Annotated in this window: 19 protein-coding genes, 1 tRNA gene and 1 pseudogene; 10 read left to right on the top strand and 11 right to left on the bottom strand. The window is 44.6% G+C overall.

The features are described from left to right. The first annotated feature begins 4 nt into the window (after window positions 1-4). The 8 genes from FTU45_RS01490 to FTU45_RS01455 all read left to right on the top strand — a co-directional run bounded on the left by FTU45_RS01490 (window position 5) and on the right by FTU45_RS01455 (window position 10005). Window positions 5-853, top strand: a complete 849-nt coding sequence (locus tag FTU45_RS01490; protein WP_180075782.1) for an RNA methyltransferase — start codon at window positions 5-7, stop codon at window positions 851-853. Beyond that, complete coding sequence (cysE, locus tag FTU45_RS01485; RefSeq protein WP_005096684.1) at window positions 853-1662, top strand: serine O-acetyltransferase; 810 nt, start codon at window positions 853-855, stop codon at window positions 1660-1662. The genes FTU45_RS01490 and cysE overlap by 1 nt, the downstream gene beginning before the upstream one ends. A gap of 120 nt (window positions 1663-1782) precedes the next feature. Continuing rightward, the gene (locus tag FTU45_RS01480) at window positions 1783-2724 is read left to right on the top strand and encodes an ABUW_2363 family tetratricopeptide repeat lipoprotein (RefSeq protein ID WP_005171266.1); all 942 of its coding nucleotides are present in this window, start codon (window positions 1783-1785) and stop codon (window positions 2722-2724) included. Window positions 2725-2847: 123 nt separating this feature from the next. Beyond that, window positions 2848-4854 (top strand): triacylglycerol lipase, encoded by a 2007-nt coding sequence (locus tag FTU45_RS01475; protein WP_180075781.1) that lies wholly within the window; start codon window positions 2848-2850, stop codon window positions 4852-4854. 336 nt (window positions 4855-5190) lie between these two features. After that, window positions 5191-7833 carry a DNA mismatch repair protein MutS gene (gene mutS, locus FTU45_RS01470; protein ID WP_180075780.1) on the top strand — a complete coding sequence of 881 codons (2643 nt, stop codon included), beginning with the start codon at window positions 5191-5193 and terminating at the stop codon, window positions 7831-7833. A 196-nt stretch (window positions 7834-8029) separates the two neighbouring features. Next, on the top strand, window positions 8030-8353 hold the full coding sequence (gene fdxA / locus FTU45_RS01465) for a ferredoxin FdxA (protein WP_004279936.1): 324 nt from the start codon (window positions 8030-8032) through the stop codon (window positions 8351-8353). Between the two features lie 136 nt (window positions 8354-8489). Next, window positions 8490-9206, top strand: coding sequence for a D-Ala-D-Ala carboxypeptidase family metallohydrolase (locus FTU45_RS01460; RefSeq protein WP_180075779.1), 717 nt, complete (start codon window positions 8490-8492; stop codon window positions 9204-9206). Between the two features lie 133 nt (window positions 9207-9339). Then, entirely contained in the window at window positions 9340-10005 is a 666-nt protein-coding gene (locus FTU45_RS01455; RefSeq protein WP_005096677.1) for an O-methyltransferase, read from the top strand. Window positions 10006-10175: 170 nt separating this feature from the next. On the opposite strand, the gene FTU45_RS01450 is transcribed toward FTU45_RS01455, so the two are convergent. The 11 genes and pseudogenes from FTU45_RS01450 to FTU45_RS01400 form a co-directional block, all read right to left on the bottom strand. Beyond that, window positions 10176-11018 (bottom strand): universal stress protein, encoded by an 843-nt coding sequence (locus FTU45_RS01450; RefSeq protein WP_005171275.1) that lies wholly within the window; start codon window positions 11016-11018, stop codon window positions 10176-10178. Between the two features lie 410 nt (window positions 11019-11428). After that, complete coding sequence (locus FTU45_RS01445) at window positions 11429-12046, bottom strand: acyltransferase (protein ID WP_100355049.1); 618 nt, start codon at window positions 12044-12046, stop codon at window positions 11429-11431. Further along, window positions 12039-12638: a YigZ family protein gene (locus FTU45_RS01440; protein WP_180075778.1), complete on the bottom strand. Its 600-nt coding sequence runs from the start codon at window positions 12636-12638 to the stop codon at window positions 12039-12041. Before FTU45_RS01440 ends, FTU45_RS01445 begins: the two co-directional genes overlap by 8 nt. A 118-nt stretch (window positions 12639-12756) precedes the next feature. Beyond that, a complete protein-coding gene (locus FTU45_RS01435) occupies window positions 12757-13944 on the bottom strand; it encodes an HlyD family efflux transporter periplasmic adaptor subunit (RefSeq protein ID WP_180075777.1) in 1188 nt (395 codons plus the stop codon). Next, a complete protein-coding gene (locus FTU45_RS01430) occupies window positions 13941-16079 on the bottom strand; it encodes a type I secretion system permease/ATPase (RefSeq protein ID WP_180075776.1) in 2139 nt (712 codons plus the stop codon). Before FTU45_RS01430 ends, FTU45_RS01435 begins: the two co-directional genes overlap by 4 nt. Next, window positions 16076-17306: pseudogene (locus FTU45_RS01425) on the bottom strand (TolC family protein). Before FTU45_RS01425 ends, FTU45_RS01430 begins: the two are co-directional and overlap by 4 nt. Window positions 17307-17522: 216 nt before the next feature. Then, window positions 17523-18266 (bottom strand): LPS export ABC transporter ATP-binding protein, encoded by a 744-nt coding sequence (gene lptB / locus FTU45_RS01420; protein WP_005096670.1) that lies wholly within the window; start codon window positions 18264-18266, stop codon window positions 17523-17525. Then, the gene (lptA, locus tag FTU45_RS01415) at window positions 18266-18832 is read right to left on the bottom strand and encodes a lipopolysaccharide transport periplasmic protein LptA (protein WP_180075775.1); all 567 of its coding nucleotides are present in this window, start codon (window positions 18830-18832) and stop codon (window positions 18266-18268) included. Before lptA ends, lptB begins: the two co-directional genes overlap by 1 nt. Beyond that, window positions 18816-19364 (bottom strand): LPS export ABC transporter periplasmic protein LptC, encoded by a 549-nt coding sequence (gene lptC / locus FTU45_RS01410; protein ID WP_005096668.1) that lies wholly within the window; start codon window positions 19362-19364, stop codon window positions 18816-18818. Before lptC ends, lptA begins: the two co-directional genes overlap by 17 nt. Window positions 19365-19397: 33 nt before the next feature. Beyond that, window positions 19398-19937, bottom strand: coding sequence for an HAD family hydrolase (locus FTU45_RS01405; protein ID WP_005096667.1), 540 nt, complete (start codon window positions 19935-19937; stop codon window positions 19398-19400). Window positions 19938-19940: 3 nt separating this feature from the next. Next, on the bottom strand, window positions 19941-20933 hold the full coding sequence (locus FTU45_RS01400; protein WP_071851229.1) for a KpsF/GutQ family sugar-phosphate isomerase: 993 nt from the start codon (window positions 20931-20933) through the stop codon (window positions 19941-19943). Between the two features lie 484 nt (window positions 20934-21417). Here FTU45_RS01400 and cysS point away from each other — a divergent pair, with 484 nt between their 5' ends. Together cysS and FTU45_RS01390 are read left to right on the top strand one after the other, a co-directional pair. Next, a complete protein-coding gene (gene cysS / locus FTU45_RS01395) occupies window positions 21418-22839 on the top strand; it encodes a cysteine--tRNA ligase (RefSeq protein ID WP_005171297.1) in 1422 nt (473 codons plus the stop codon). A gap of 62 nt (window positions 22840-22901) precedes the next feature. Next, a tRNA-Gly gene (locus tag FTU45_RS01390) sits at window positions 22902-22977 on the top strand. Window positions 22978-23147: the final 170 nt, after the last annotated feature.

Raw genomic sequence — 23147 nt, 5'->3', positions numbered from 1 at the left:
CCTCATGAGTCAAATTGACAATGCTGCTGTTTCAGCACATCTCTCCCATGTGCGTATTGTCATGGTCAATACCACTTTACCTGCCAACATCGGCAGTGCTTTACGCGCCATGAAAACCATGGGCCTGTCCAAGCTGGTTCTGGTGGCGCCAAAAACCTATCCGCATCCGGATATTGATGCACTGGCCGCAGGCGCAACTGACCTGATCGAGCAGATCGAGATTGTAGAAACGCTCGAAGATGCCATTAAAGACTGTCAGATTGTATTCGGTACCAGCGCACGTAGCCGTACCATTCCCTGGCCGCTGTTAGATGTGCGCCCTGCTGCGACAAAAGCCATGAGCGCCGTGGTACAAGAGCAGCAAGAAGTTGCAATTCTATTTGGCCGTGAAGACCGCGGTCTGACCAATGAAGAACTGGCAATGGCCAACTATCACCTGACCATTCCAGTCAATACCGATTACGGCGTACTGAATGTGGCTCAAGCCATTCAGGTGATCTGCTATGAAATGCGCATGGCAGCCATGAGCCAGATTGAACAACCACGTGATGCTAAAGCAACCATGCAAGTCATTGATGGCATTGAAATGGAATGGGATGAGCCTTTGGTGAATCATGCGCAGATGGAACAGTTCTATCCGCATTTGGAAAAAATGCTGGCCGAAATTGAATTTATGGACCCAAAAAATCCAAGATTATTGCCTTTACGCTTGCGTCGTCTCTTTGGACGTATACAATTAGATCGTATGGAATATCATTTACTTCGTGGTATTTTCAGCCGCGTTCAGGCCTTAAATAACGGCACGTGGAAAAAATCTTCACATATATCATCACAGGACGAGGATCAAATCTAATGCTAAAACAGCTCAAAGAAGATATACAAGCTGTCTTTGCGCGCGATCCTGCAGCACGCAATACCTTAGAAGTCTTAACCACTTACCCTGGCATCCATGCGCTGATCATGCATCGCATGGCACATGAGCTATGGAACAAAGACTGTAAGGGAACTGCACGTGCATTGTCTTCATTTAGCCGTTTTGCGACTGGTATTGAAATACATCCGGGCGCCAAGATAGGCCGTCGTTTCTTTATTGATCACGGTATGGGTGTCGTAATTGGGGAAACTGCAGAAATTGGCGATGATGTTACCCTCTATCATGGGGTGACTTTGGGTGGAACGACCTGGAATAAAGGCAAACGCCATCCAACTTTAGAAGATGGCGTGGTGGTTGGCGCTGGTGCCAAGATTTTAGGGCCATTTACTGTCGGTAAAAATGCCAAGGTCGGTTCTAATGCGGTCGTGACTAAAGCAGTTCCTGAAAACACGACGGCTGTGGGTAACCCTGCACGCTTTATTACCAAAAATAAACCGAAGGATGATGCAGAAACCCGTCGTCGTGATTATGCAGAAAGTATCGGCTTCCAGCCCTATGCTGCAACTGAAGACCAGTCTGATCCAATTCTGGAGGGTATGCGCATTCTGCTGGACCGTATTCAGCAAAATGAAAAACGCATGAACAACTTGTGCAACCGTCTTTCTTTGCTGGATCCGACCTTTAATAAACAGCAACAAGATGGTCAGCCTTTAAGCAAAAAAGAATTACAGATTCTGGAAGAAGCGCGCCGTGAATGTGAAGCTCAAACCAGTCAGTCTAAAGCCTGAATAGAGCGTTCAATTCTGTAACATGCATTTACTTGCATGATCGTTAGAGTTTTCATAGACTGACGGTCATGTGATTTTTGTACTAGCTGTTTTAAAAAATAACACGAATGGATGAATATTATGACCTTTAAGCCCTTGGCACTTGCTTGTTTAGCATTCACAATGACTGCATGTTCGACCGTCTCTCAGAAGTCTGCTGAGAAACCTGTGGATCAAGTGGTTTTTGTAGAACCTGAATTAAGTCCGCCATTTTATGCATTAAATCCATTCAATTATAATGAACCACCTCCGTTTGAGGTGCATTTGCAAAAAGCTGCGGCTCAACCCGTGACCAAAATGGTCGTGACTCATCCAAATGATCCATCCAAGCAATTAACCTTGGATGTCAATAAACTGATTATTCCCATTGTAGACAGCAATACACGTTCAATGCGTTATGCGGCTCTGGCAAATACCAATGAAATCGACATCACCGAGATTGATGATTTCCTGCAAATGGTGGAAGGTAAAGCACGTCATTATCCACCACGTTTTAGCGATCGTCAGGAACGTCGTGGCTTTGAAGCCAAACTGCGTGAAGTCACTCAACAGCTGGATACTTTAGCTGCACGTGAAAATGCCTCTTTCGATGTTCTGGTACGTGCATTTAAAGCCAGTGTCATGGCACGTAATCTGGATCTGGGTTCAGTCTATACCACCAAATCCCTGACCTATGCACAACGAATTCTTAAGATCAACCAAGATGATCCTGAAGTGAACTTCTGGTTCGGCTTTGGCCTGTCCGAAGGTGGCGGTCAACGTGAAGCGATCCCTTATCTGGACAAAGCCATGAAAGCTGGCGTTCAGGAAGCCTATCTTGCTGCAGCCAATAATTATATTGCGCTGGAACAGAAAAAAAATGCGGCTCAAACCTTGGCAAACTATAAAGTGAAATACCCGCAAGAAGCTGAAGTGGCAGACCGTCTGATTCAGGAAATTGAGAAACAAGGTCGCTGGAATGTTTGGCAAGTTCTGCAAACCGCAAATCAAGCTCCAGCTGCTGCAACGCCTAAAACGCCATAATCAAAATTTATCTTCTTTCTCTGATTACAAATAGACTGCTACGGCGGTCTATTTTTATGAGAAAAAATTAGTAAAATACAAACCATTATCCAAACTTACAACTTAAATTCAGTGAAAGGTTTTATGCACGAAAAAATAAATAAAAGATTAATACTGTGCACTTTAGTCATCACCAGCGTGCTGAGCGGCTGTCAGGTGGTCAGTGTTAAGGAACAGGCACTTAATGTCACACTCAGCAATGAGCGTGACAGTATTTTGACGCGCGACAAACTGAGCGAAGCCAGTCTAAATGTGTTGTCCATGACGGGGCGTGAAGCCCAGATCTGTATTGACCAGCCCGAAGAATGTGTAAAGGATCTTAAAAAGATTCCCCAGATTTTAGATGAACAATTACTTTCTACAGCAAGTGAGTTGTATCTCGCCAATTCTTTACAGAATGCCAAGTCAGCCGAGTGCAACACCAGTGTTTTGAGCAAGACCCAATCTCAGGAAAAGCAACAGCTGCAAAAACAGAATATCCAGAAATGTCTGGATCAGCAGCTCAGCATGCTGGATAAAAGCATTCGTTATAGTTATGCCTACCTGTTTAAAACCGAGCGTGCCCCGCAAGACCGTATTTTCGACAACCGTCAGGTTCAGATTCGTGATTTTTATAACCTGGCGATTGCTCATCTGATTCAACGCTATGCTGAACGTTATGAAACCAAGCGTTCCGGCCAACGGATTCAGGTTGGTGAAAGTGTATACACTCTTAATCTGGAAAATTTTCCGCAGCTGAAAAACCAGCCCATTGAGCAACTATTATCCACCTACAACATGAACTTCTCTGGGCTTCGTTCAATTACCCGTCGTGACGGTTTTGGTTCAGAGTTTTTAGTGGTTCTACCGGAGCAGCAACCATCCGAAAAAGATAAAAAATATATTACTGACCCACTCAATCACAAATATCCGAATGGTATCAATCCCAATATCCACGCAGCACGATATCTGGCCACCACGATCACCGCTGTACCTAAATCAGCCAATAGTACTGAACAGATTTTATCGACCTCCGAATTTCATCTGAAACTCTATGATCCCTATAAATATGAAAAAATTAAGGTCGCTTCTAAGGAATATGCTCTGGCAGCCAATTTTTCAGCACCTTATGGTTTATGGCTGGCCGAGAACAATCTGGGGCGTCTGGCCTATCTGACCCTGATTGATCGGGATGATAGTCTGAGCATGCCCCACCTGTATATGCTGGAACCTTATAATCCGAACAAGAAGATCCTGGTATTGGTCCATGGTCTGGCCAGCAGCCCCGAAGCCTGGATTCGTATGACCAACGATATTATGGGTGATCCGGTTCTAAGAGAAAACTTTCAGGTCTGGCAGGTGTTTTATTCTACCAACATGCCGATTCTGGAAAGCCGTTTTCAAATCAATGCACTGGTTCAGCAAGGATTTGCCCAGGTCGCGAACAATGCCGCAGCTAAAAAAGATGCAGTACTGGTCGGACATAGTATGGGCGGCGTGATTGCCCGTTTGATGGTCAGCAATGCCGATATCAGCCAAGATGCTTTTAAACTGGTACAAAATACCCGTATTGAACAGTTTAAGGATAAACCGCTGTTTCAAGCACGCCTGCAAATGCAGCCGATTCCAAATTTTAGTCGGGCGATTTTCTTGGCCACACCGCATCGTGGCACAGAATATGCCAATCGCTGGCATACCAAACTGGCGCGTAAAATTATTCGGGTTCCAGGTGCATTTTTAGGTGCCTTTGCTGATACTTTACAAGGCGAAATCGGATTAAAAGAATTTATCAAAGAACTGGGACATGACCTGATTCAAAATGGCCCGAGTGATTTGAGTGAAAATTCGAAATTCAATGTGCTGACTAAAAACATTCAGCCCTATACCGGCTTCAAATTTCACTCCATCATCGGTAATACCGTAGATACTACAGAACCTCAACTGATGAGTGATGGGATTGTTTCCTACGAAAGTGCTTATTTGCAAGGTGCGGTATCCAGTAAAGTGATCAAGGGTGGCCATTCCATTCAGGAAACCCCTGAGGCTGTATTGGAATTGCGCCGGATTCTCAGATTACACCTGTCTGACCTTGGTCTTTATGATCCCGAATAAACAATTCCCTTAATTTAAATCAACCACTGCATGTTCACATCCAGTGGTTTGTTTTTTAAAATTGGAAATCATGCTGAATAAAAACTCAGACCGACAGATCTGTCGCATGACTTAAACATTCATCTGGAATTTCATTTCTTTCTAAAAATTAAATTTGATAGACTTGTTTCAATCTTGATTTAAAGCACCCTAAGATAAGCGACCTCATTCACTATGCTCCTGAGCAGATCCTCGATAAAATATTTTTATAGATCTGTTTAGATGTGCTTTAATTTTTTGTGCATACGCTGCTTATCAGTATTTGCATTTCTCTCTTGTTGAAAGGATTTATTTTTAATGACCAGTTCGGAAATTATGGCTGATCTTTCTACCTTAACGCCCATGATGCAGCAATACATGTCGGTGAAAGTGCAGCATCCACACTCATTGATGTTTTATCGTATGGGTGATTTTTATGAACTGTTCTTTGAAGATGCACACAAGGCAGCCAAAATTTTAGGCATTACCCTGACCCATCGCGGTAAAGCCAATGGTCAGCCGATCCCGATGGCAGGTGTGCCTTACCATGCAGCCGAAGGCTATCTGGCCCGTCTGGTCAAAAAAGGCGAAACGGTGGTGATCTGTGAGCAGATTGGTGAGGGCGAGAGCACTCGCGGTAAGGCTCCCATGGAGCGCGGCGTGGTAAGGATTATCACCCCGGGCACCCTGACCGATGATGCCATGCTCGGTGCACATCAAAGCTCTAATCTGGTGGCTTTATGTATTCAGCAAAATCAGATCGGGATTGCACTGCTCGATCTCAGTGCCGGCTTATTTAAAGTACAGCAGCAGGATTATGATCTTAACCAGCTCATGATTGAACTGGCGCGCTTAATGCCAAGCGAAATTTTGCTGGATGAAAATACCACTGATCCGATGCTGACCGAGCAACTCAAGCAGCAACTTGATATTTCCGTGACGAAGCGTCCCAATGTGGACTTTAACCTGAACAATGCACAAAAAACCTTGTGCGACCAGTTTGCCGTCAGCACACTTTCCGGTTTCGGGATTGATCATTTGCCGTTGGCAAAAGCTGCCGCTGCGGCACTGATTCACTATGCCAAAGAAACCCAGAAAACCGCTTTACCACATATTCGTTCGATTCAGCTAGAACAGAGTTCCGACTTTATCGCCCTAGATCCAGTGACACGTCGCAATCTGGAACTGATTGAGCCTTTATTTGAGCATGGTACTTCACTGTTTCAGTTAATTAATGATTGCCAGACGGCTATGGGTGGACGCTTGCTGAGTCGCACCCTGATGCAGCCTTTGCGTGACACTGCCTTGCTGGATGAACGTTTAGATGCCATCCAGGCCCTGCTACAAGGTTTCCATGAAGCACCTGTACGTTTGGTACTTAAGGAAATTAGCGATATTGAACGTGTCCTGAGCCGAATTGCTTTGGGCAGTGCCCGACCGCGGGATCTGGTACAACTACGTCAGGCCTGTGCGCAAATTCCATTTTTACGCCATGCCCTACAGCCGATTGTCAGTCAACAACAGTCTGAGCTATTAATCCAGCTAAATGAAGAACTCGGAGATTTCCATGGTCTGCATCAACGCCTGATGTCCGCCATTGTGGAAAATCCGCCCGTCCTGCTGCGTGATGGGAATGTGATTGCAGAAGGTTTTGACAGTGAACTGGATGAATTGCGACAGATTCGCGATCATGCCAGCCAGTTCCTGATTGATTTGGAAATTAAAGAGCGTGAAGCCAGTGGCATTCCGGGACTGAAAATTGGCTACAATCGTGTCAGTGGCTATTATATTGAATTGACCCGTACACAGGCCGAACAGGCACCCGAGCATTATATCCGCCGGCAAACCCTGAAAAATGCCGAACGCTACATCACGCCTGAACTCAAAGCATTTGAAGACAAAGTCTTATCTAGCGAATCGCGTGCTTTGGCCCGTGAGAAAATGCTGTTTGAAATGCTGCTGGATGAACTACGTCAGGATATCGGCAATTTACAGATGATGAGCAGCGCCATTGCCCAGATTGATCTGATTGCTAATTTTGCCCATCAGGCACGTTTACGCAACTGGTCACGTCCAAAATTCAGCCCTGAAGTCGGTGTAAGTATCACTGCTGGCCGTCATCCGGTGGTGGAAGCTTTAAGCAAAACTGCTTTTACACCGAACGATACGCGACTGGACTTTTCCCATCGCATGGCGATTATTACCGGACCCAATATGGGCGGTAAATCGACCTTTATGCGCCAGACCGCATTGATCGTCTTGCTGGCGTATTGCGGGGCTTATGTTCCTGCACAAGCTGCGACTTTAGGGCCTATTGACCGGGTTTTCACCCGTATTGGTTCTGCCGATGATTTATCAACTGGCAAATCGACCTTTATGGTGGAAATGACCGAGACTTCGCAAATTCTGCATCATGCCACCAGTCAGTCGCTGGTACTAATGGATGAAGTCGGTCGTGGCACCAGTACCTATGATGGCCTGTCTCTGGCCTGGGCCTGTGTGCTGGATCTGAGCAAACGCATTCAATGCCTGTGTCTATTCGCAACCCATTATTTTGAGCTGACCGAACTCGATAAAGAAAGCGGCATTGATAACTACCATGTCACGGCTAAAGAACTGAATGGCAATCTGATTTTGTTACATAAGGTACAACATGGCCCTGCCAGCCAGAGTCATGGCTTACAGGTGGCGAAACTTGCCGGTATTCCGGCATCAGTCATTAAAGAAGCACAAAACCGCTTAAAGATTCTGGAAAAGCAACAACTGGTCAAACCAAAGAGTCTACAACATGATCTATTTGCACTGCCGGAAATTGTAGAGCCAGTGGAACGTATTGTCGAAATTGAGAAAGAATCTCCAGCTCTCGAATTACTTGAGGACATCGATGTAGACAACCTGAGCCCACGCGAAGCCTTAGCACAATTATATGCACTAAAAGATTTACTCAAACAGCCGGGGTAATTCTCTGAGCCATAGACCTCATCCCGTATGGGGTCTATCACTGATTTATACTTGAATTTAGCCCTATTCCGGCTTTTTTCAAATTTAACAGCCCTATATATAACAAATATCAATAAAAGGAATTGTTAGTTCCCCCTGTTTTTGCCTAAAATACAGTATTCGTAAATAGAACCATATTTTTTAGGTAGCTGTCGCCATGACCTTCGTTGTCACTGAAAATTGTATTAAATGTAAATATCAAGACTGTGTTGAAGTTTGCCCTGTAGACTGTTTCTATGAAGGTCCTAACTTCCTGGTGATTAACCCGGATGAGTGCATCGATTGTGCCTTATGCGAACCTGAATGTCCGGCGAATGCAATTTTCTCTGAAGATGAATTACCAGAAGGCCAAGAAGTATTTATTGAATTGAATGCTGACCTGTCGCAAAAATGGCCAAATATCACACAAATTGGTGACCAGCCAGCAGATCGTGAAGAATGGAATGGTAAAGCTGACAAATTACAATATCTTGAAAAGTAATTAATTTCAGTTAAAAAAGATCAGCACATGCTGATCTTTTTTATACTCAATCCACACATTTTATTGCAATATTCTCCAAATTTCTCCGTATATTTAGTCTAAAATGGCGCTATTTATAAATATCTGATTTCTATAAATGAAGAATTTTGCAAAGGGATTATTGAGTCTGTGTGTAATCCCTCTCGTTTTTGTGGGTTGTACCACGACCACAAAACCACCGGGACAGACCGTGCCCGATGGAAAGCGGATTTATATTCCCCAAGAACGTGTTCAATACGACCGCAAAGTCCAACCCAAAACTGTACCTTATCTGTATACCCACTGGGTCTCTGCGCTGGATAATTTATCACGTGTACGTGAGTACGAAGTGTTTCTGGAACGCAATGGCGTAGGTAATATTATTCCCAGTTTTGAATTAATGCGCACCGCGCGAGACTGGGCCAAATGTGGTCGTTCACAGTACATGATTCCAAGCCGTGAATTATGGGCCAATCAGGTTCCAACCTTGCGTGTATTTAAATATTTAGTAGCCGCCAATGTCCTGACTGATTTTGAAGTCACTTCCGTCTATCGTGACCTGCCTTTAAACCAGTGTGCCGGTGGCGCCAATTCTTCACGCCATCTGTATAATTCTGCCATCGATTTTCGTATTGGCCCAGAATATCCACAAGCGCAAGACTATAGTTATATTGAAAATACCAAGTTCAAACTGTGCCAGTTCTGGGCGCAACATGGTCAAAGTCTGAATATGGGACTCGGCATGTATGCTTCTGGTCAGATCCACATCGATACCCAAGGTTACCGTACCTGGGGGCCAAGTCTGAGGCGAAATTCTTCAATGTGTAATTACTAAGTCATGACAACGGCTATACAAAGTTCATTTAAGACTTTATATAGCCTAAAAAAACAGCAGCTATAGCACAATAAATTGCGCTATGCCGCGAAAAGTTTAAAATGCACCCATCGCAATTGATGGTGCTAAAACTATGCAACACATGTGGACAGACATTGACAACTACATTGAGTCACATTTAATTCCTGAAGATCCCATCCTGAATCAGACTCTGGAAAATACTGCTGCGCATGGTCTGCCAGATCATCTGGCTGTAGCAGCAAATCAAGGCATGTTGTTGCAGATGCTGATCCAGATGAATCAATGTAAACGTGTACTGGAACTCGGAACATTTGCCGCATACAGCACCATGTGGTTGGCACGTGCTTTGCCCGATGATGGCTATATCCTGACAATTGAAGGACGTGATACCCACGCGGCAATGGGTCAGGAAAATATTGACCGTGCCCAGCTCAAGCAAACTGTTGAACTGAAATGTGGTCGTGCAGCAGATGTACTCAAAGCTCTACCCGCAGAGACCGAGGCTTTTGATTTTATCTTCATTGATGCAGACAAACAGAGTTATCCGGAATATCTGGAACTCAGTTTAAATCTGTCGCATTCAGGTACACTTATTTTTCTGGACAATGTAATCCGTGCAGGCGAGATTATCAATCCGGACAATCACAAGCCAAGTATTGAAGGCATCCGTGCCATGTTTAAAGCGCTGCAAAATCATCCACGTATCTTGTCTTGTACCGCTTTACAGACTGTAGGCAGTAAAGGACATGATGGTTTTGCACTTGCGATTGTCAAATAAAATCAGAAGAACAAAAATTACCCAGCGCCATATTTATTATATATAACATTAACTTAAAAACATTAACCACAGAGTTATCCACAATATATGAGGATAACTCTGATCATTTTTAAATCAAGCTGTAACAATTTACGTTTAAATTTTAATTTTGTTTGCTTTTTAGGCAATCCTCACTTTGCAACCAGTAAAGGCACCTTGGAATTACGGAAAATTGTGGTGGCAATACTACCGAGGAAAAACTGATGGATTTTGCTGTGACTAAATGCGCCCAGAACAATCAGTTGAATACCCATCTCCTGTTGATAGGTCAAAATATTCTCGGCGACATCGCCATAGCGATATTGCGGCACTACATCTAGACCCGCTTGAGTCAGATATTGCAGCGGCTCAGTTAAAATTTCGGCATGATCGCCAATATATAACAGGTGACATTGTAATAAACGCAGCAGATCACTTTCCGCAATCCGTCTCATCATTTTGATACAGGTCGGAGAATATTCATAGGCAAAAATAAATCGTGTTGGCGGTTTAAACTGCTCCCCAACGGTCATGACCGTACAATTGGCACCACGAATAAAATTCTCGACATTGGTGCCGATCGGTTTATTCTTTTCAGCTGAGCGCTCACCGAGCAATCCAATTAATGCGATATCATCCGGCTCAAGAATCTGGAAACTTTGCTCCAGAAAATCCCCTTTTTCCTGAATATGTGTGGTTTGAATACCATGTTCGGCTAAAATCCGCTCGGAAATATGTTGCAGCAGATTATTGCTATAATCCAAGGCAATTTCGCTTTGTTTTTGTTCAAGCTCGGCCAATTCCTTCAGCAACATGGCATTGCTTTCAAACCCGATTACCCCACTGATTTCGCCCAGATGATAACTGGCCGGGTAATAATCCAAGACCTGTAACAAAACCAGTTCACGTCCAGTCTGTTTGGCAATCCATGCAGCCGCGTCTGCCAGCGCGTTTATACATGGTGAAGAGTCGATGCAGGCGATGACACGTTTCATGTTTAGCCTCTCTATTTATGATAAAAATTTCTTTGTTATTTTTAACTTAGCATAAGCTTTATAAAATGTGCAGCAAAATCTGTAAGGCTTGAATTGAAATATGTTAACTTTTATATGATTGACCGATAATTAGAAGAATAATTCAGCCATTAGGCCAAACACTTAAATTCAGATCATTAAAATGCGTTTAAAATCATTTTCTAATTTATACCAGCGAAATTCCCTCTTGCTGTTAGGAAGTCAGCAATACTGTTGCATAAGGAAGAGGTCTTTATAAAATCCGCTCATGCCCTTGCGAAGCACTGCTTCTCATCCGAAAGGAAGAAAGGGCTTTTAATATCTCGTGGATTTAAATATCAATAGAACCATCATTTTCTGATTGATGAAAGAGATCTACCGAGTGTAAAGCTTTATTTGCGGTATCGAATAAAGCTTGCAGGATTCCCAGCAACGATAGCCCGTGCTTCGACATCTTTGGTGACCATACTGTCCATTCCGACAATGGCCTGATCTGCGATTTTAACGCCATCTTTAATACCGACATGTGCGCCGAGCCAGACATCCCGGCCAATTTCGATGCCTTGTGAGCGTACCGCTTGCTGATAAATTGGCTGTTCTAGCTGCATACCGTGATCAAATGCATACAGATGACAATACGCTGCGATACGCACCTGATCATGCAGTTTAATCCCCAGCCGGCCACCATCCAGAATACAGTGATGATTGATCGCCACTTCATTGCCAATGTCCAGTGGGCCATGCAGGGTGCAATCTGCGGCGATAAAGGTATTATCGCCAATGACGATCTTGCGTCCCGGTTCCGCAAAAATATGTGCCAGTGGCGAAATGAAACAGTTTTCACCAATCTCGACGGTTTCCATTTCCATCAGATAAGCCTGATATTCTTTTTGCCAAGCTTCTGCCCAGCCACGGTTTTTCGCCTTTAAGGACCAGTATAGCCAAGGCATATAGTTCAGGCGATGTTTATGCTGCTCACGATATTTCAGTAATGGATCTGCTTCAGTCATCTATCGCTTCTTCTATGATTTTGAGCTGTTCACGGCCACGAGTCACATCCTGAATTTTTAAAGCAAAAGCTTCAATCTGATGCTTCTGCAACTGTGCCTGAACCTGAACGCCTTCGGCACTATAGTCTTCCTGATAATCGATTTGCTGCTGATTCAGTTCATACTGAAAAATGGCCCATTCATTAAACTGACAGAAAAATTGCACTTTTTTCTTTTCAATCAGTTCAATTTTGTCTGCCAGCAGCAAGCATTGTCCAGCGCAGCCGCCATAGGCACGAACCAAACCTCCGGTGCCGAGTTTAATCCCGCCATACCAGCGATTGACCAGCACCAGTACATTGCTCAGTTCATTACCTTCAATGGTGGCGAGAATCGGGCGCCCCGCAGTGCCTGAAGGTTCACCATCATCATTAAAGCGCACCTGATGGCCAATTTTCCAGGCCCAGCATTGATGCGTGGTACTTGGATCACGATAAACGTCCAGAAAATCTTTGACCTGCTGTTCATTTTCTACAGGGGTCGCAAATGCCTGAAATCGGCTTTTTTTGATGTCTTCCTCAAAACTGACCAGGCTGGCAAGCGTATATGGCATAACTTCAGGCTTTAAAATCGAACCCTGGCAGTATACCTGCTTTACTTCAACAAATAAAAAGCCTCTCCATGGAGAGGCCCTATTTGACTCGATTGTTTGACTCAATGGCCTGAAAAGATTAGCGTTCCCGCAAGGCTTCTTTGGCCTTGTTGAATGGCTTGATCAGATAATCCATGACAGTTTTTGAACCGGTGCGAATGTCTACCGTGGCCACCATACCTGGGGTGATATTAAACTCCTGCCCAGCTTTATTGGTCAGTTTGTCATTTTCGGTGCGGATATAGACCCGGTAATAGAACTGATCCTGCTTGACTTCATCCCGTAAGGTATCTGGTGAAATCACCGTCACTTTACCTTTCAGGCCGCCATAAATGGAATAATCATAAGCAGTAATTTTGACCAGTGCTTCCTGATCTGGGCGGATAAAGGCAATATCACGTGGTGAAATCCGCGCTTCGACCAGCAATTTTTCATCCAGCGGTACGATGGTCATCAATTTGCCATTTTGTGGAATAACACCACCCAAAGTCATCACGTCAATTTCCTTGACCACACCACGTACTGGTGATTTGAAAATCGTCCGGTTCAGGGTATCCGATTTACCCTGTACCACCTGTTGCTGGGTTTCTACATCGGTACTGGCTTTAGCCAGTTCCTCACGTGCCTTCACAAAATACTGGTTTCGCACATCATTCATCTGGTTTTGCAAATCATTGGCTTCACGCTTTAAACGTAGCACTTCTACTTCACTTGCAGCGCCTTTTGCGACCAGTGGTTCAGTCATCGTCAGTTCTTGCTGTACCAGTACCAAGGCCTGTTCTAGACCGGCCACGGATTCCTCCAGATTGGCACGACGTGACTGATACAGTGCCGTTTCTTCTTTCACCAGTTTTGGATATTTCAAGACTTCTTCGGGAAATACCAATGGCGTACCGCTCACTTCCGCGCGTAAGCGAGCTGAGGTCGCACGTGATGAAATCAGTAAGGATTCAGATTCACCGACATTGGATTCAAAACGGGTCGGGTCGAGCTGAGCCAATACTTGGCCGCGCTCTACAATTTCACCTTCTCTAACATTGAGCGTGGTCAAAATACCGCCTTCTAAAGACTGAACCACCTGCTCTTTAGAAGATGGAATCACTTTACCCGTACCGGTAGAGACTTCTTCCAGGCTAAATAACCAGGCCCAGATCAGCAATACCAATAAACCAATGCCGACAATCCAGATAATGACACTCGATTTAGGTAAAGGTGGTTCCTGAAAGCTGACTTTGCTTGAACGTTTTAGTTCTTTGAGTTCACTCATGCACTTGCTCCAACAACCCGCTTATTGCCACCCTGTGACTGATTCAGGATCTGATCTCGTGGACCATCCATGACAGTTTTCCCATCATTCACCACAATAATACGATCCACCAGCTCCAGTACCGCACGGCGATGCGTCGCAACCACCATGGTACGATGGCTCAAATAACTTTTAAGATGATCAATCAACTGCTTTTCTGACACATCATCAATCGCAGCAGTAGGTTCATCTAGCAGTAGAATTTTCGGTTGACGGATCAATAACCGTGTTAACAACAGCGCCTGACGCTGACCGCCAGAAAAACCAACACCACCTTCCAGAATGATATGATCCAGACCTTCTTTTTTCTCCTGCACAAAAGCGAATGCACCGGTGATTTGCAATGCTTCCAGAATTTGCTGATCGGTGGCCAAGGGCGCACCCAGGCTGAGATTTTCACGAATCGAACCATAAAACAGCTGCGAGTTCTGATTCAGCAAGCCCATATCACGACGTACATCTGAAGGATCAATCAGGGTCAGGTCAATACCATCCAGCTTGACCTTGCCCTGTAACGGTGTCTGCATACCAGACAAGAGCTGCAACAAGGTTGATTTCCCGGCACCGTTACGGCCCAGAATCGCAATCTTTTCACCCGGTTTGATTTCAAGCTTTGGAATCATCAGGCTTGGTTTTGGATCATCTTCGCCGTACTTGAATACCACACCACTGAGTTCATAATGACCATCCAGAGCTGGGCGATGAATCAAATGAGAATAATCCGGCTGATCGACCGATTTTTTCATCAACTCATCCAGACCGGCTTTGGCCACTTTGGCCTGTTGCAGACGACCCAACACGCCAGTAATTTGTGAAATGGGTGCCAGCACTCGTGAAGACAGAATCGAACAGGCCACCAATGCACCTGTGGTCATCTCGCCGTCCATCACCGCAAAAGCACCGACCAATACCACAATGGCAAAGGTCAAGCCTTGGATTTTTTGGGTCCAGGCCGTCATCAAACCCACAATCTTACGTTGCTGCATGCTGACATCGGCTGAAACTTCATTCATATGGTTCCACTGATTCTGGAAGCGTGTTTCAGCTCTGAGCAGCTTGATATCTTCAATCCCTTGCACGGCTTCTACCAGCAAGGCATTACGGATGGCAGATTCACGCATGCCCAGCTGAGCCAGTTCTGCCAGTTTTTTCTGCGCCAGAATGCCAGGCAGAATCATCAGTGGCACCACCAGCAGCATCACCCAGAACAGGTTGCCGCCAATCACCCAGAAAATCCCTAAGAACAGGAAGAAAAATGACAGGTCGGCAATCGCAGTCACTGTGGTTGAAGTGACCAGTTCGCGTACCCCTTCCAGTTCCCGAATCTGCGAGATAAAGGTACCAGTCGATTTGGAACGTTCACTATTTTTGATGCGCAAAGAATGGCCAAATACCCGATCCGAAATTTTCAGATCAGCACGTTTACCAATAATGTCTGACAGATAGATTCGGGAGACGCGTAAAACAAACTCGAAAATTGCCGCAATCAGCACACCGCCAGCCAAAACCCATAAGGTAGGAATCGATTGTGATGGAATCACGCGGTCATACACGTTCATCGAGAAAACAATCGTGGCCAGTGCCAGAATATTCGCGATTAAAGAGGCGAACATGACATCGATATAACGTTTCCAGTCATTCAAGACAATTGACCAGAACCAGTTTTTCTCGAACGGCTTGATATATTCATCCACCCGCGCATCCGGCACAGAAGATTCGGGACGCAGAACATACAGATGCTTTACGCCCGTCTCTAACTGTTCAACCGTGAAACTTTGAGACAAGCCTTCATCGCCACTGAGCTGTATACTGACGTTAGCTTGGGTGTCGATGCGTTCAATCACACCCACATCCCCACTCTCAAACTCCACCAGCAAAGGCAAACGCCACGGATTCAGCAAGCTGCTGTCAAATTTATTTTTACGGACATTTAAACCAATCTGCCGGCTGACAATTTTGAGCATCTCGTCGATGTCATGATGCTGGTTCCAGTCCAGTTGCAGACGAATCCGCTCCTCAGAAGGTTCAATCCGGTAATGTCTGGCAATATTCAAAACCGCTTTAAGCCACGGTTGATAATTTATTGTAGTACTCATGGCTGAACTTCAAACCCCTGAATAGAAATACGGTTAAGCGCGTAAATATCCCGTGTACGGCCGGTAACCTGAATATATTGCACAATCGCCGAATAGATGTCATAGCGCGCCAATTCAATTTCCTGCGCGGCAGTATGAATGGCTTGCTCGGCGTTCAGCAAATCCACTACAGTTCGGGTACCCAATTTATATTGTTCTTGATACAGCTCTTTGGTGCGTACCGTGGTTGCTCGACGTTGGGATAAACTTCCCATTTGTTTTTGTTTATTTTCAATTTGCTCGCGGATCAAGCGCACCTGATCCAGCACATCCAGATAGACCGTATTAACCTGTGCGCGTGCAGCTTCTTCAGCATAGCTTACGGCACGGGTCTGTGAACGTGTTGCACCACCCCGATACAAATTACTGCTCACTTCAGTCATGACTGAATTACTGAAGCCATCATCTTCATTATTATTTGGATTCCGCCCATTCATCGCCCGACTTAGACTGCCTTTGAGACTGATGGTCGGATAAGGAATCCCATTCAACAGTGGATACATCAAATCCTAGCAAGGTACACAAGCGTTGTGGATATTGTCTTAATTGAGTCCGCTGTACAGTCAGATTCGATTGCGCTGCTTCCAGATTGGACTGCGCCTGAATCGGGTCAGCCTGACTGCTGATCCCGGCACGGGCACGTAAATTGGCAATTTCTACAATCCATCCAATACCCTGAATCTGCTGCCAAGCGGGCCTCTTCTACACTGACATTGGTTTTAATTTTGCCAAAGTCATACAGCATCTGGGTGGCATTCAAAGAAACCATTTGTCGTCTACGTTCACCGGAAGTGAGGTCACCCGTTCCGATCCTACCGGATAACTACGGATAATAACCCGATCTCACTATATCAATATTCGCGGCCTGCGCAGATAATGTCGAAATACTCTAGGGGATTTCAGGACATCGCTGCACTGCGCGGTGTACGGCTCTCACCAGATTCATTTTTTGTGGAATACCAGCTGTGATCGTAGGATTTAAAGTTGGCTGTCCTGACTGTGAACGAGTAATCTGTGGCAGCTCAGCTTCTTTTGATGTATCTAATGCATAATGACCGAACGACGTGATATCAATGGTATGTGCGGACCGTGTGGTTTGGGTGCAATCAGTTGACCCAAACCATTTTTGAGATTGGCAAAATAATGGGGTGAGCTTTCTGCATGACCCAAAGACACAGATAAAGGCAAAAGAAGAATTAATCTCCTTCTTTTTCATTCTGTTTTCCCCTGATTTTTTTTAAAGTGTTCTGCCCTAAATCGCATAATTATGTAATGTTTCTTGTTTTAGCCTAACAATAGATCAAATCCCTTTAAAAGAAATCTTTTTCACTTTGATTTGATCAAAAAAAACCCTGCATCCGACAACTGGCGTCTGATGCAGGGTTTTATATAAAGCAGGATTATTTAAACAGTGAAATCATCACCCAGATAAACTTTTCTTACGGTCTCATTCGCCAGAATTTCAGCTGGCGTACCTTCAGCAAGCAATGCCCCCTCACTCACAATATAAGCATGTTCACAAATCGCCAGCGTTTCACGCACATTATGATCGGTAATCAATACCCCAATCCCACGATCTTTCAAAGTGGTGATGATATCTTTAATATCACCAACCGAAATCGGATCGACACCAGCAAAAGGCTCATCGAGTAACATAAATTTTGGATCTGCCGCCAATGCACGAGCAATCTCGGCACGGCGTCGCTCACCACCGGAAACACTCATTCCTAAAGAATCTTTGATATGAGTGATTTTAAAGTCGGCCAAAAGTTCCGCCAGACGTTGCTGACGCTGAGCCTTGGTCAAATCCTTGCGGGTTTCCAGAATCGCCATAATATTTTGTGAAATTGTCAGCTTGCGGAAAATCGATGCTTCTTGCGGCAAATAGCCAATTCCCTTGCGTGCCCGTTCATGCATGGCCAGATCAGAAAGATCCAGATCATCCAGATAGATTTCACCTTTATCCATACGTACCAGACCGACGACCATATAGAAGCTGGTGGTTTTACCTGCACCATTAGGTCCGAGCAATCCGACAATCTGGCCACTTTCCATACTAAAAGACACATCTTTCACCACCCAGCGCTTATTATAATTTTTCGCCAGATGTTTGATGGTCAAGGTTTGAACTTGCTGCGATTGTTCCATTAATCACGTGCTCCTGGAAAGGATTGTGAAGCTGATGGTGGAATCACAATTTTTACGCGACCTTCAGCTGAACCGGTTTTATTCGGTGTACCAATCGCTTCAACATCACCTTTATTCATACTATATTTTAAAGTCGCACCATGAATACTGGCCCCATCCTGCTGCAATAAGGCATTACCAGACAGGGTAATAATTCCGGTTTCAGCATTGTAGACAATTTTCTGAGCCTGACCTTTGGTCAGACCTTTGGAGGCATCTACTTTTTGCTGGAACTGTGTCGGGCTACCGGTAGCCGTGATCAGGCTAATCTGGCGCTTATTGTTCAGATTGGCCACAATTGAATTGGCTTGTAGCTTCATGGTGCCCTGTTCAATGATGACATTGCCAGAATAGGTCGTCACCCCAGTACGCTCATTAAAAGTCGCGCGATCCGCCAGTAAAGTGATCGGCTGGTTACGGTCAGATGGCAAGGCAAAGGCCGCGATTGAAGCAAGTCCAATCACAGTCGCCAGCGCAGTGCGCTTCAGGAAAGTGTGCATCATTTTGACTTTAGGAATTTGGTTCATACTTTCCTCGAATATTAAAGAATTCGTATTGACCATCATTAAGATTGGCTTTAAGACCCTGGCTGATAAATTCAGCCTGTGGAGACTCCACGATCACCGTTTTATCAGTTTCAATTTCACGTGTTTTTGGAAAAGCCGTCAGCTCCTCAGTACGGAACTCTAACTGTCCATTTTGCATGATTTTGGTGGCAAGCACTTCTTGAGAGAGTACAACTTTTGTATTGTCATCATAGCCATGCGCCATTTTGGCAGAGAAAGTCGCATCGACTTGAGCATTGTCATAGGTCGAAGCTTGCAGGTTTTCCAGTTTGGAGGTCTGTTGCTGCAGGTTCTGCTCAAGTCGATCCACTTGGGCGCGAACCGATAACATACCTGATTCATCTGTCTGGGTTAAGTTAATATCTTGAGCGGAATAGGTCATGCTGCGCGCGGAGTCCGTCTGCAGCTTATTGCCCTTGCCACTGTAATAATAATAACCACCACTTATTGCGGCAATCATCACAGCCGTAATATATAAAACTTTAGTATCCATAAGCGGTGTACTTAATCCAAAAGATATGACTTATTAATAAGGCGCACGAGTATATTTTTCAAGTAACTCTTGGTATACGCCTTTGGACATCAGCAGCATATCGCAGATTTCACGTACTGCACCACGGCCACCCAGCGCCTGAGTCACCAGGTCTGCACGGCGACGAACTTCGACATGACCATTCGGTACGGTCACTTTCATGCCAGCAATGGCAAAAGCAGATAAGTCAGGCCAGTCATCGCCCATATATAAGCAATCTTCAGGGTCGATATTGAGCTGTGCACATGCTTCACGTAGTGCTGTGCCTTTATCTTCACGGCCCTGATAGACCAGATCCACACCCAGGTCAGACATCCGTTTTTCGACAATATTACTTTTACGGCCAGTGATAATAATCACCTTAATTCCAGCCTGCTGAACCAGTTTCATACCCAGACCATCGCGGATATCGAATGATTTGATTTCATCACCAGTATTGGTCAGCGTTACAAAGCCATCACTTAAAATACCATCTACATCAAGCACCAGTGCTGCAATATGACGTGCCTGCTCTAATAATACATAAGATGCCATTTATTAATTTACCCCAGCCTGAATCAGGTCATGCATACTAATCACACCAATCACTTTATTGGCCTCATCAACCACTACAAACTGGTTGATTTTACGTTCATTCATACGTTCCAGCGCCACGACTGCACGTGCTTCCTGAGAAATCGTAAGCGGATTCTTGGTCATCACGTCCTGAATTGCCAGATTGACATCAAAACCTTGCTGTTTATCAATTAAACGACGCAAGTCACCATCGGTAAAAATTCCCAGCAAGACATCATTTGCATCTACGACCGTGGTCAATCCCAGACGTTTGTTGGAAATTTCATACAATACTTTGTTCATGGCGGTATCTGGTGAAACTTTAGGTAAATCATCACCCGTACGCATCAGATGTTTTACATGTAATAACAGGCGCTTACCCAAAGCTCCGGCGGGATGCGAGCGGGCGAAATCATCTGAAGTAAAACCACGCGCATCCAGTAACGCCACCGCCAAAGCATCGCCTAAGGCCAAGGTGGCAGTCGTTGATGAGGTGGGTGCCAACCCGAGCGGACAGGCTTCCTGAATATTACCCAGGGTCAAAGCCACATCGGCATTTTGTGGCATTGGGCCACGCTCATCGCCGCTAATGGTAATTAAAGGAATTTCAAGATGTTTGATGAGTGGCATCAGCATCATGATCTCATCACTCTTGCCTGAGTTTGAAATCGCAATCAGCACATCACCCGCGACCAGCATGCCCAAGTCGCCATGACCGGCTTCACCCGGATGCATAAAGAATGAGGGTGTTCCGGTCGAAGCAAAGGTCGCCGCCATTTTACGGCCAATATGACCTGATTTGCCCATTCCGGTAATTACCAGACGACCAGTACACTGTAGAATAATTTCACAGGCCCGGCTAAAACGGCCATCAATCTGTGTGGCTAAAATCTGTAATGCATTTTCTTCGATGCGCAGTGTTTCAAGTGCGACTTTCTGAAAATCGAGTTGATTCGCTGTTTTTTGTGAATTCAAAGCCTGTTTACCTACGTTAAGGACAGAGAAAAACTCTCATTTGATGGGCACAATTTTCGCAATTTTAGCATAGCTATGCAATTGCAAGCTTTCTAAATGTAGAAGATTCGACAGATTTTTAATATATCTTGATTGTATGTGACTTACGCAGTCTGGTATCTCCACCTCTATATTTACTTCATTTTTGACGCTGTAAAATATGCTTGTTTTTTATTTTCTATCGACACACGCCTACTCTCTCCTTAATAAGCTGGGTTCAAATGAGATCATACTCACCCCAATATCACCTAATCTCCCTGGCAAACACTAGTTCTGTAAAGCTGAGCTCAATATTCTGACTTCCGTCCAAGAATCACCTTTTTATCAATCAGTATCTCTGCCTAACTATGCTAAATATCTGAGGCTTTTTACGCTTTTGTCTTTATGAATAATTATGCTTAGGTTAAGATGATTCATCCTTTTATTTGAAGTCTTTTGAACAGCTATGCAACCATTTGTTCTATATAACTCAGAGCAACGCAAAAAAGTAGAATTCGTACCTCGTGTTGAAGGTCAAATTGATTTGTATGTCTGTGGTATGACCGTCTATGACTACTGTCATATTGGACACGCACGTACAGTGGTTGCATTTGACTATATTATCCGTTTCCTGCGCAGCCAAGGCTGGAAAGTCAAATACGTGCGCAATATTACCGATATTGATGACAAAATTATTAAACGTGCCAATGAAAATGGCGAAAGTATCTCGGAGTTGACCGGCCGCTTTATTGATGCGATGAATGAAGACTTTGCCAAACTAGGCTGTCTCCCGCCTGATGCTGCGCCTAAAGCCACAGACTATATTGACCAAATGCAAGATATGATTGGCAATCTGGTCGACAAAGGCACGGCATATCCATCTAATAATGGCGATGTCTATTTTGAAGTCGAGAAATTTGCCAAATATGGCCGTCTTTCTGGTCGCAAGTTAGAAGATATGCAAGCTGGGGCTTCTGAACGTGTTGATGTCGAAGTTCAAAAGAAACATCCATTTGACTTTGTCCTCTGGAAACACGCCAAAGAAAATGAACCTGCATGGCCTTCACCTTGGGGTAATGGCCGCCCGGGTTGGCATATTGAATGTTCAGCGATGTCGACCTGCTGCCTGGGCAATCATTTCGACATTCATGGCGGCGGTGCCGATTTGACCTTCCCGCATCATGAAAATGAGATTGCACAATCTGAAGCAGCAACCGGTGAACAATATGTGAATTACTGGATGCATGCCGGATTCATTAATGTCGATGGCGAGAAAATGTCGAAGTCTTTAGGCAATTTCTTCACCATTCGCGACGTGATCGAAAAGTTCCATCCGGAAGTGGTGCGTTACTTTATTGTGTCTTCACACTATCGCAGTCCGGTGAACTATTCGGATGTTGCCTTAAAAGAAGCGAAAAATACTTTGTCTCGTTTCTACCATTCATTTAAAACCTATCAGGCGGTTTATGGCGACCATCTGGTGGAAACCTTGGATGATGCTTTGGTTGAACGTTTTAATGCTGCCATGCGTGATGATTTCAATACACCTGAAGCGATTGCAGTGTTGTTTGAAATTAACAAAGAACTGAATCGTGCCGTGAAAGAAGAAAATGCGGAACAGGCAGCAATCTACTACGCAACTTTACGCCATCTGACCAATATTCTCGGTCTGGTACAACAAGATGCAGATGAATTTCTCAAATCTGATATTGGTCAGGAAGCCCTAGGATTATCACCTGAACAAATTGAAGGTTTAATTCAACAGCGTCAAGATGCCAAAAAAGCCAAAGAATTTTCGCGTGCGGATGAAATCCGCCAATCTTTACTTGATCAAGGTGTTGTTCTTGAAGATACCCGTCAAGGTACGGTTTGGCGCCGTGCTGATTAATTAATCAAACAGATTTATAGAGAGTTGACACTGCTGTGGAATTCTCTATAATTCATCTCATTGCGGGAATAGCTCAGTTGGTAGAGCATAACCTTGCCAAGGTTGGGGTCGGGAGTTCGAGTCTCCTTTCCCGCTCCAGAATACGAAAAGCCCTTATCGAAAGATAAGGGCTTTTTTATTGTGTTTAAAAAAATTCATTAATAAAAAGCATATCTCAAATCACTTATTCATCCTCTTTCACCCTGACATTTTTTGGGTTATTCACAACAAAGTGCTATTGTAAAAAAACTTCAAAACTTTCAATTCCT

The organism is Acinetobacter sp. YH12106 (genome assembly GCF_013418995.1).
GTDB classification, from domain to species: domain Bacteria; phylum Pseudomonadota; class Gammaproteobacteria; order Pseudomonadales; family Moraxellaceae; genus Acinetobacter; species Acinetobacter pseudolwoffii.
This window is presented reverse-complemented; position numbering and strand designations above follow the sequence as displayed.

Excerpts from the sequence above, each read along its gene's own strand:
- cysE (WP_005096684.1), top strand. The coding sequence starts at position 853 with ATGCTAAAACAGCTCAAAGAAGATATACAAGCTGTCTTTGCGCGCGAT.
- fdxA (WP_004279936.1), top strand. The coding sequence starts at position 8,030 with ATGACCTTCGTTGTCACTGAAAATTGTATTAAATGTAAATATCAAGAC.
- mutS (WP_180075780.1), top strand. The coding sequence starts at position 5,191 with ATGACCAGTTCGGAAATTATGGCTGATCTTTCTACCTTAACGCCCATG.
- FTU45_RS01475 (WP_180075781.1), top strand. The coding sequence starts at position 2,848 with ATGCACGAAAAAATAAATAAAAGATTAATACTGTGCACTTTAGTCATC.
- FTU45_RS01490 (WP_180075782.1), top strand. The coding sequence starts at position 5 with ATGAGTCAAATTGACAATGCTGCTGTTTCAGCACATCTCTCCCATGTG.
- FTU45_RS01450 (WP_005171275.1), bottom strand. The coding sequence starts at position 11,018 with ATGAAACGTGTCATCGCCTGCATCGACTCTTCACCATGTATAAACGCG.
- cysS (WP_005171297.1), top strand. The coding sequence starts at position 21,418 with ATGCAACCATTTGTTCTATATAACTCAGAGCAACGCAAAAAAGTAGAA.
- FTU45_RS01405 (WP_005096667.1), bottom strand. The coding sequence starts at position 19,937 with ATGGCATCTTATGTATTATTAGAGCAGGCACGTCATATTGCAGCACTG.
- FTU45_RS01440 (WP_180075778.1), bottom strand. The coding sequence starts at position 12,638 with ATGCCATATACGCTTGCCAGCCTGGTCAGTTTTGAGGAAGACATCAAA.
- FTU45_RS01430 (WP_180075776.1), bottom strand. The coding sequence starts at position 16,079 with ATGAGTACTACAATAAATTATCAACCGTGGCTTAAAGCGGTTTTGAAT.
- lptB (WP_005096670.1), bottom strand. The coding sequence starts at position 18,266 with ATGGAACAATCGCAGCAAGTTCAAACCTTGACCATCAAACATCTGGCG.
- FTU45_RS01455 (WP_005096677.1), top strand. The coding sequence starts at position 9,340 with ATGCAACACATGTGGACAGACATTGACAACTACATTGAGTCACATTTA.
- lptA (WP_180075775.1), bottom strand. The coding sequence starts at position 18,832 with ATGAACCAAATTCCTAAAGTCAAAATGATGCACACTTTCCTGAAGCGC.
- FTU45_RS01460 (WP_180075779.1), top strand. The coding sequence starts at position 8,490 with ATGAAGAATTTTGCAAAGGGATTATTGAGTCTGTGTGTAATCCCTCTC.
- lptC (WP_005096668.1), bottom strand. The coding sequence starts at position 19,364 with ATGGATACTAAAGTTTTATATATTACGGCTGTGATGATTGCCGCAATA.
- FTU45_RS01480 (WP_005171266.1), top strand. The coding sequence starts at position 1,783 with ATGACCTTTAAGCCCTTGGCACTTGCTTGTTTAGCATTCACAATGACT.
- FTU45_RS01435 (WP_180075777.1), bottom strand. The coding sequence starts at position 13,944 with ATGAGTGAACTCAAAGAACTAAAACGTTCAAGCAAAGTCAGCTTTCAG.
- FTU45_RS01445 (WP_100355049.1), bottom strand. The coding sequence starts at position 12,046 with ATGACTGAAGCAGATCCATTACTGAAATATCGTGAGCAGCATAAACAT.